The organism is Streptosporangium sp. NPDC006013 (genome assembly GCF_040614275.1).
Lineage (GTDB): Bacteria > Actinomycetota > Actinomycetes > Streptosporangiales > Streptosporangiaceae > Streptosporangium.
The window spans coordinates 1-7,981 of sequence record NZ_JBEXUE010000457.1 but is presented as its reverse complement, the minus strand read 5'-3'; the positions used below and the strand labels follow the sequence as shown (position 1 = coordinate 7,981).

Here is a 7,981-nt window from a genome sequence, read left to right as displayed (position 1 = left end):
CCGGCCCCTCCTCCGCCACCTCGCCGGCCTCGGCGGACGGCGCCGTCTGGCACGGCCCGTACATCCCGTCGGGGTCGCCGGGCGCGGCGCACATCGTGCGTCGAGAGCTGCAGGGGGAGGACCTCAGTAGCCCGCTCAGCCGCATCGACCGCATAAGAATGATCGCCGACATCTGCCACAACCTTCCGGGCGACTTCAGGCCGGGAAGTGATCGGGAGCGAGAGCGACGAGCGGTTGAGAGTCTGCGATTCCACTTGCGGAAGCTTGAGCCTGATGATCATGGGGCTCAATGGGTGCGCACAGAGTTGGATGATCTTGGATATGACTACCTTCCCCTCCTTCCAGAGGACGTAAGGGCCCGGCTTACGCAACAGTGAACGCCTGGAGCGGATGCCCCAGGCGTTCCTGTACCCCTTCCCGAAGTTCACCCAAGGGCATCGCCGAGCTTGCCGAGGGCCGCGCGCTTGTCGTTGAGTGACGAGTGGGCGTAGATCGTCATGGTCACCTCGATGTCGGAGTGTCCGACGATCTCCTTGACGATGTGCGGAGGCACGCCCAGGTCGAGGAGCAGGCTGACGCAGGTGTGCCGGAGGTCGTGAAGCCGTACGGCTCCGAGTCCGGCCGCGGCGCGGATCTCCGACCAGCTCCGTCGCAAGTTGTCCGGCTCCATAGGCGTACCGCGGCGGGAGGGGAAGACGAGCCCGTGATCCTCCCAGTCCGGCCAGCGGTCCGCCCGTTCTGCGAACTGCCTCCTGCGGTGCTCTTTGAGAGCGTCGAGGCAGATCGGCGGGAGCGGAATGGTGCGCTCGGAGTCCTCGGTCTTGGGCTTCACGAACTGGAGTCGACCGCCGACCCGCTGAAGGGTCTGGATCACTTCGAGCGTTCCGGTCTCCAGGTTGAGGTCTTGCCAGCGGAGCCCGAGGAGTTCCCCGCGCCGCAGGCCGAGGCAGACGGCCAGGACGTACAGCGCGCCGAGGCGGTGACCCGGGGCGGCCTTGAGGATCGCTTTGGCCTGGGTGACCGTCAGGCCCCGGTTGACCTTGTACTTGGGCGGCGAGACCTTCACGAGCTTGGCGACATTCCGATGAATGACCTCCTCGCGAACCGCGCTCTCCAGGGCGTTACGGAGAACGGCATGGATTGACTGGACCATCCGAGGCTGAATCTTGTACTCGCAGCAGGTGCCGGCCTTTTTCGCGCAGCACTCCGCGGGCTTGCGTGCCTTGTCCCATCCCCGCTGGCAGCACTGGCAGCCGTTGCGCAGCGACGTGACGAACTGGCGGACCTCGGCCGCGTTCAGCTTGTCGAGTCGCTTCCGGCCGAGAGCGGGAATGAGATAGCGCCGGATCACCCCCTCATAGCCCTGCACGGTCTTGGGGCGCCGTTCGGCCCGGACGACATGCTCAAGCCAGTACGTCAGGTAGTCGCCTACCGTCCAGCTTTCGGCGGCCACGGGGATGCCCTGATCGGCTTGCGCCTTGAGTTCGATGAACTTGCCGTGGCATTCCTCGCGGGTCTTGCCGTAGACGCTGACACGCTTGATCGTTCCCGCCGTGGTGGGGACGAAGACCTTCGCCTCATATCGCCCATCCTTGCGCTGGACGATCGTTCCCTCCCCGTTGGACCGCTTGCGGGTCTTGCGATTCTTGTTGCCCTTCGGCTCTTCCTCAGGAGTGCCGAGTTTGGTCCTGGTCATCACGCCACCGCCTTGAGGTTGTCGACACATTCGGCCAGCGCGTCGACCGGGACGAGCCGACGACGGCCGATCTTGATGGTCCTGAGCTGGTTGGAGCGGATCAGGGTGTAGAGGGTCCACCGGCTGATGCGGAGCTTTTGAGCGGCTTCTTCGACAGTGATCACGAGGTCATCCATGGGCAGCCTCCGACCGGCTCGTGTGATCAGGTGGTTGCACACCGGTTAAGGCGGCCGCCAGGAGCGCTTCACCGGCTGACAGCCCCTGTCCGGCGTAGTCCCAGTGGGAGGTGACGAGCACGGTGTCCTCCTCGAAGAGGGGGAGTCGGCCGGTGCTGACCGCCTCGTCGCGCATGTGGTCGGCCCGATCGGCGCGGAGGTCGCCGAGGGTGGTGGAGTAGCGTCGTGACTTCGTGGAGAAGTGGCCGCGGAAGCCCAGCATGTGAGCCCACTGCACGAGCCGGAACTCGGTCAGCTCATCGAGGACGCCCAGGCGCATGCACTCGGAGATGAGACGCCGGGGGTGATCGCGAATCGGCAGGGCGGTTAGGTCGTCGAGGAGGTTGATGCGCCGATCCAGCGTGCCGACGCACTCGGCGGCCTTGGTGGCGTACTTGGCGATGTAAGCGGCGACGGCCTGTTCGGAGAGGTCGCCGTCCATGGTGATCTGCCGGACGTCGAGCTGAGCACCCCACCGAAAGACCCGCGCAGGCTCGCCGGGAACCTTCGGAACGGTCACCGCGACCGCCGAGGCGGCATGCCGTACGGCGTCCGTCATCAGATCGGCCGTCGCCCAGGCCGGAGGAGCCGTGACCGGCCCCTCCGAGCCGTCGAGACGGATCACGGCGTGGAAGTGGACGACCCCGCGCCGCTGGTACTCGGCCACCTTGGCGAAGGAGATGACGGCCTGTTCCCGTAGCTCCCGCTGCGTCAGTCCGGCGTTCTTGGCGATGCGCCGACGCAGTGCCTCGGTGAAGCGCCGCCACAGCTCCGGGGACATCGCGTTGAACAACACGCTTCCCGCGTAGTCGTAACACTCAGGGCACAGCGGCTCACCGAGGCACGGTTCGTCGACCCCGTGCCGAGCGTTGCAGGACATGACCCGCCCGTGCGGGCAGGTCTCGGCGTCGCGGCGGGCGTGACACGGCAGGACCTTGCCGTTCTTCTCCCGTCGTACGTGCACGGGTCCGAAGGACGGCGCGGTGAGCGTGACGAACAGGCACGGGTGCGCGCTCACCGAGGCAGGGACGCCCTTGCCGCCGACCAGGCCCGCGCGCACCAGCTGGTAGGTGTCGGCCCGGTAGGTCTCGGCGCAGGACGGGCAGCGGGTCGCGCGCCTGGTCTTGCATGCCACCCGCAGTACGCCGTCCGGTTCCAGGTGGGTGCTGTAGCGGTGCAGGAGTGTGCCGGTCGCGCGGTCCCAGTGTTCGACCTTTCCGCGCAGGTGGATCGGCTGTCGGCAGCCTCCGGTCCGGCGGATCTGGGAGGCCCAGCGCTCATAGTGGGGATCGCGGAGCCGGGAGATCATTCCGGCTACCGCGTGTGGATCGGTCAGGGTGGGCAAGATGGGTTCCGTCCTGTGCAGAGTGATCTGTGAGGGATGGCCCCCGGCGTGGCGCGGAACTTGGCGGTTGTGTGGCCACGCGGGGGCGCTCACGGCTATGCGCCGTGGTTGTCGATCCCGATGCCGTCGCAGTCGGGGCAGGTCTCGCCGTCACCGGTGACGCCAGTCCCGTTGCAGGTGCAGCAGCAGTAACGAACCACCGGGAGTAGCTCGGTCTCGGCAGGCATGGAGAACTCCCTTCACGCCGTGCGCAGGTGGCGCAGTAGGTCGGAGGCGAGTTGGCCGGACACGCCCAGGCGAGCGCGCAGCAGGTCGAGGGTGATGGGCTTGCCGTGCTTGGCGTGATGCTCGTCGGCAACGCGGCGGGCGTAGTCGAGGAGCGCGGGAGACGGTTCGGCGCCGTCGCCCTGGGCGCCATCGGGGAAGGGGAGGAGAACCGGAAGTGCGGTGACCGACTCGGGTACAGCCGGGGATGGTTCGGGGCGAGGGCCAGTCGCCCGGCGTTCCAGTATTGAGACGGCGATCAGGAATGCTGCGGCGGGAATCCCCGCGGTCAGCCAGCCCCATACGGAGGGTTCGGCTTGATGGAGGTTGGCGGCCAGGGACAGGACGATTCCGGCGACGAGGACGAAGGTCGGCCAGGAGAGCGGACCGGTTCGCTTGCGGCCGATCTCCTTGTCGCGTTGACGTTCACGGGCGGCCATGACGCAGGTCAGATCGACGCACACGGCCACCGCCCAGGCCATCCAGCCCGTCTGCCCGTGCTCCACCGCTGTCTTCCGTACGTGGGAGAAAGAGCCGGCACCGGCGATGAGCGCCAGGACGATGACGGGACCGGAGTCCAGCAGCCAGGAGGCGAGGCGTCGCATGGTGGTCAGCCCTTCCGGAGTTCCGGGAGTACGGGGTCAGGGGTGAGGAACTCGGCGAGGTCGGCATCGGTCACCTCGGCGCAGTGGGTACCGGCCGTGATCTGCGCCCAGGACGGAGTGAGACCGGCGTAGGTGTGAGTGGCGTCTTCGGCGGCCTGCTCGGAGACGTAGAAGGAGCGCGCCCGGTACCACTGGCCGTTCTGTCCGGCCACGATCGCGACGCCGGGTGTCTCGGAGGCGATGGCCCGAGCGGAGACGAGCGCCGCAGGGTCGAGGTCGCCGAGGGTCATGGTCGCGGTTTCGGGATCGTTGACGCGATGGCAGATCCGTCCCGAGCACTGAGCGCGTAGCGCGGTGACGCCGGGGCCGAGGTCGGAACCGATGCGCTGGCCGCAGCAGAACAGATAGATCCCGAACGCCCGTCCGAGCTGGGCGATCCGCAGCAGCGCGGTGGAGGTCTTGGCGATCTCGTCTTTCTCGGACTTGTCGGCCATCAGATACAGCTCGGCCAGCTCGTCGACCAGGACCACGACGGGAACCGGCCGCCGGTCGCTGGACAGCTGCCAGATGTTGCGCGCTCCGGCCGTACGGCAGGTGGCCATTCGGTCGGTCATCAGCGCGACGAGGTCATCCAGCAGTTCCACGCATTCGGCGCGGGAGGTGGCCAGCGCTGAGAGGCGAGGTTCGTAGGGGGTGAACTCCACCCCGCCCTTGAGGTCGAAGCCGACGAGCGCGACCGGTTGCGGGGACAGGCCGATGATCAGGGCGTTGGCCAGGTTCGACTTGCCCGATTGGGTGGCGCCCGCGTTGAGCCAGTGCGGGACCGTCCGGAAGTCGATGACCCAGGGGGAGCCGGTCTCCAACCGGCCGACGGTGACTTTGAGGAGCTCGGTCGAGACGGGGACCTGACTGATCCGGACCAGCGGGTCTCGGATGGTCGCGGCGAGGGTGACGCGGCCCCGTTTCGTCGACGAGACGCGTACGGCGTGCACGCGCCAGGAGTGCGCGAGCCGGTCGGCGACTTCGGCGTAGTCCTCGGGGATCTGTCCCTCCAGGAGGCGGATCGTGACGCGCCAGCCGTGACGGGTCGGCATGGGCAGCCACATCCACGGTTTGGTGTCGACCGCGACCCGTTGCAGGCGTCGCTTGACGCGGACGAGGCCGGTTGAGGAGATCAGGCCGGGGACGGTGGTGAACCAGAAGCGCTGCCGCTTCTTCGTCAATCCGCAGCCCAGGGCGACCTTGCGCCAGGTGAAGCGGACCGTGACGGCGGTCAGCGGGTAGCCGAGGCACAGCCAGAAGGACCGGTAGTGCCAGCGGCGCCAGGCCCAGAGCCCGGCCACCGAGATGGCCAGGACTCCGAGCGTGAGGAGGAGACCGTCAGACACCGCGTGCCTCCACGGTGGTGGCGGCCAGGAGCGCCGAGGCGCGGTAGGCGATGCCCCAGCGTCCCGACAGTTCCCACGCGTAGCCGACCAGGCCGACAGGCTTGACCTCGTTGCCGGGGAAGACCGAGGGCTCCCCGACGACGCCGATCTTGACCAGCTCGATCTTGCCGAAGGCGTCCTCAACGGAGAACAGCACCTCGTAGACGGTCTGACCGCTGGCCTTGTCGGTCTTCAACTCGCCGGTCTCCTTGTTCACGATGCGCGGGCACGGAGCCTTCACGCAGATGAACTGGAGCCGGGAGACGTCGACCGGGATGGGGATGTTACGCATGCTGAAAACACCTCTCGTCTGCCTGCTGAGCAGGGCATGGGGGACGAGGGAGATCGCACGCCGTCAGAACCGAACGCGATAGCATCGAAGCGCCAACTAGGGTGCTGATCGCATCCGGCCTGGGCGGGTCTCCCGCTCAGGCCACTTTCATGTGTGGCCTGTTTCCGCTCTTCGAGAGCGGTCTTTCGGTATTTGCCCCTGAAACGCAGAAGAGCGTTTGCGTTGGGCTGTCACCTCCTGTTGAGGAGAGCTTCAGCGTCAACACAAACGCTACCTCGCACCGCGAGTACCTGCTAGTACTTTTAGTATTAGTGCACGTACTTTTTCTACACTCCAACTCGGTCGGCAAGTTCCCGCAGCTCAGGCGAGGGTGGGTCCTGCATGGTCAGCAAATCGGACACCAGCTGATAGGTAATTCGGTGGTTCCGTATCTGCTCCGGCGTGATGGCCTCCGCCTCCAACAGCGCGGACACGGCCTCTTCGACCTGACGGCGCTGGGCATGCGCGCGAGCAAGGTCTATCTGGAGCCGAGCGCGCCGCTCACTCGAAAGCGGCGAGGTGTCGACCGCCGTCCCGACCCGGAGCGCGTGCCCGGCGTCTCCCAGTTCGACCGCCACCGCCACTTCGTGAAGCGCGACGTTGGCCGGTCCGAACTCGGTGTTGTAGTCGTTACGTCCCTCTTCTAGTCGTCCCGCGACCTCACGAGCCCGCGCCAGGTGCTGGTACGCGGTATCCGCCTCGTTCAGCCGGGAAGCGGCCACGGCCCGCTGCAAGGTAAGTCCACCCCACAGCGACATGGCCTCGGGCTTGCCCGCATCGACCATGAACCACAGAGCCTCGGCAGCTGTGCGAGCCGTCTCCTCCACCTGGTCGAAGTGGCGTGCTCCCAGGAAGACGAAGCCGAGCCGGAAAGCGCCGGCCGCCATCATCAGCGGGTTACCCGCCCGCTCCGCTGCGACGATCGCTCTATCGGCGGCGATCCACGCGGCCTCGGGCTCGCCGAGCTTGGCGAGCGCGGCCGAGCATGCCTGGTAGGTCACCGCGAGCAGTTCGAACAGCTCCGCCCGCCGCTCCTCGGGGGCCGATCGAGCGGCGGTCTCCAGCGCGGGCACCAGACCCCGCAGTAGGTCGGCCAGCTCCACATACCGGCTTTCGTGCGTCAGCTCCCAGGCTCGATCGACCCGCGGCTTGATCTCCGACGTGGCCGGGACGGGCGCCGAGTGCAGCATGGCCCGCAGGGAATGAGCCCCCGACAGCACCAGGCGCAGACCGGCCGTCCCCGGTATCTCCTCAGTGGAGGCGGCGACCACCGGTGCCTCTGCGGCCAGCTCTGAGAGCGGTATGTCGAGAGCCTCGGCGACCTTCTCCAGGACCGACATGCGATCGACCTTGCGAACCCCGCGCTCCACCTGGGAGATCCACGCCACCGACCGATCGACCAGCCGAGCCAGTTCCGGCTGTGACAGGCCGCGCCGCTTGCGTTCCTGGGCGATGCGTCGCCCCAGGGCTCGTTGGTACTCGGTGCTCACCCCGCCGTTCCCTTACCGGTCTGGAGGGTCAGCCAGTCGACCTCGACCGAGGACAGCAGCTCTTCCCGGGCCGACAGGAACCGCCGGGTGTGCTCCTGCTCCTCGTGGGTGTCGAAGGCCGCACGGTCCCGGTACAGCTCGTAAAAGATCCGCTGGAGCGGCTGACCGTCGACCCGGTGCGAGGCGTACACCAGCGTCCCCGGCTCGTTCTCGCGGATCTTCTCGATGGTCTCGCCGACCAGCTGATCGAACGCCTCGGCGGTTGCCTCGTCCTTACAGGTGAATCGGACCATCAGACCGAACATGAGCGTCCTCCTTCGTCGCAGCCCTTACGAGATCAGTACTTATTGTGCGGCGCAAGTACCTCAAGTGGCTTGCACTATAAGTACTGTACTCGTACTTTAAGTATCAGTCACGTGCGAGTGCCCCTGACCTGCTTGATCGCGAGGTGAGCCGACGATGATCCCACCCTCAGACAGCTATGAGGGCACCGGAAGATGGCATCAAACCTTCCTAAGCGCCTATCCAGAAGTTCTGCGCGTAACCGGGCGTGAGATCGCCGGGGCGTGAGGGCGTTGACACGGGCCTCGCCGGGGGTTGGATCGAGG

General features: G+C 66.9%; 9 protein-coding genes. All 9 read right to left on the bottom strand.

The features are described 5' to 3' along the window. Nucleotides 1–424 precede the first annotated feature (424 nt). Nucleotides 425–1,696, bottom strand: coding sequence for a site-specific integrase (locus ABZ260_RS41485; protein ID WP_355628712.1), 1,272 nt, complete (start codon nt 1,694–1,696; stop codon nt 425–427). Then, nucleotides 1,696–1,872, bottom strand: a complete 177-nt coding sequence (locus ABZ260_RS41480; RefSeq protein ID WP_355628709.1) for a helix-turn-helix domain-containing protein — start codon at nt 1,870–1,872, stop codon at nt 1,696–1,698. The genes ABZ260_RS41485 and ABZ260_RS41480 overlap by 1 nt, the downstream gene beginning before the upstream one ends. After that, nucleotides 1,865–3,220, bottom strand: a complete 1,356-nt coding sequence (locus ABZ260_RS41475; RefSeq protein ID WP_355628714.1) for a replication initiator — start codon at nt 3,218–3,220, stop codon at nt 1,865–1,867. Before ABZ260_RS41475 ends, ABZ260_RS41480 begins: the two co-directional genes overlap by 8 nt. A gap of 131 nt (nt 3,221–3,351) precedes the next feature. After that, nucleotides 3,352–3,483: a hypothetical protein gene (locus ABZ260_RS41470; protein ID WP_355628706.1), complete on the bottom strand. Its 132-nt coding sequence runs from the start codon at nt 3,481–3,483 to the stop codon at nt 3,352–3,354. Between the two features lie 12 nt (nt 3,484–3,495). Continuing rightward, nucleotides 3,496–4,125, bottom strand: coding sequence for a DUF2637 domain-containing protein (locus ABZ260_RS41465; RefSeq protein WP_355628704.1), 630 nt, complete (start codon nt 4,123–4,125; stop codon nt 3,496–3,498). A 5-nt stretch (nt 4,126–4,130) separates the two neighbouring features. Further along, complete coding sequence (locus ABZ260_RS41460; RefSeq protein WP_355628701.1) at nt 4,131–5,513, bottom strand: FtsK/SpoIIIE domain-containing protein; 1,383 nt, start codon at nt 5,511–5,513, stop codon at nt 4,131–4,133. Beyond that, complete coding sequence (locus ABZ260_RS41455; RefSeq protein WP_355628698.1) at nt 5,506–5,844, bottom strand: hypothetical protein; 339 nt, start codon at nt 5,842–5,844, stop codon at nt 5,506–5,508. The genes ABZ260_RS41460 and ABZ260_RS41455 overlap by 8 nt, the downstream gene beginning before the upstream one ends. A 326-nt stretch (nt 5,845–6,170) precedes the next feature. Next, the gene (locus ABZ260_RS41450; RefSeq protein WP_355628696.1) at nt 6,171–7,373 is read right to left on the bottom strand and encodes a helix-turn-helix domain-containing protein; all 1,203 of its coding nucleotides are present in this window, start codon (nt 7,371–7,373) and stop codon (nt 6,171–6,173) included. Beyond that, complete coding sequence (locus ABZ260_RS41445; protein ID WP_355628693.1) at nt 7,370–7,678, bottom strand: antibiotic biosynthesis monooxygenase; 309 nt, start codon at nt 7,676–7,678, stop codon at nt 7,370–7,372. The genes ABZ260_RS41450 and ABZ260_RS41445 overlap by 4 nt, the downstream gene beginning before the upstream one ends. Between the last annotated feature and the right edge of the window lie 303 nt (nt 7,679–7,981).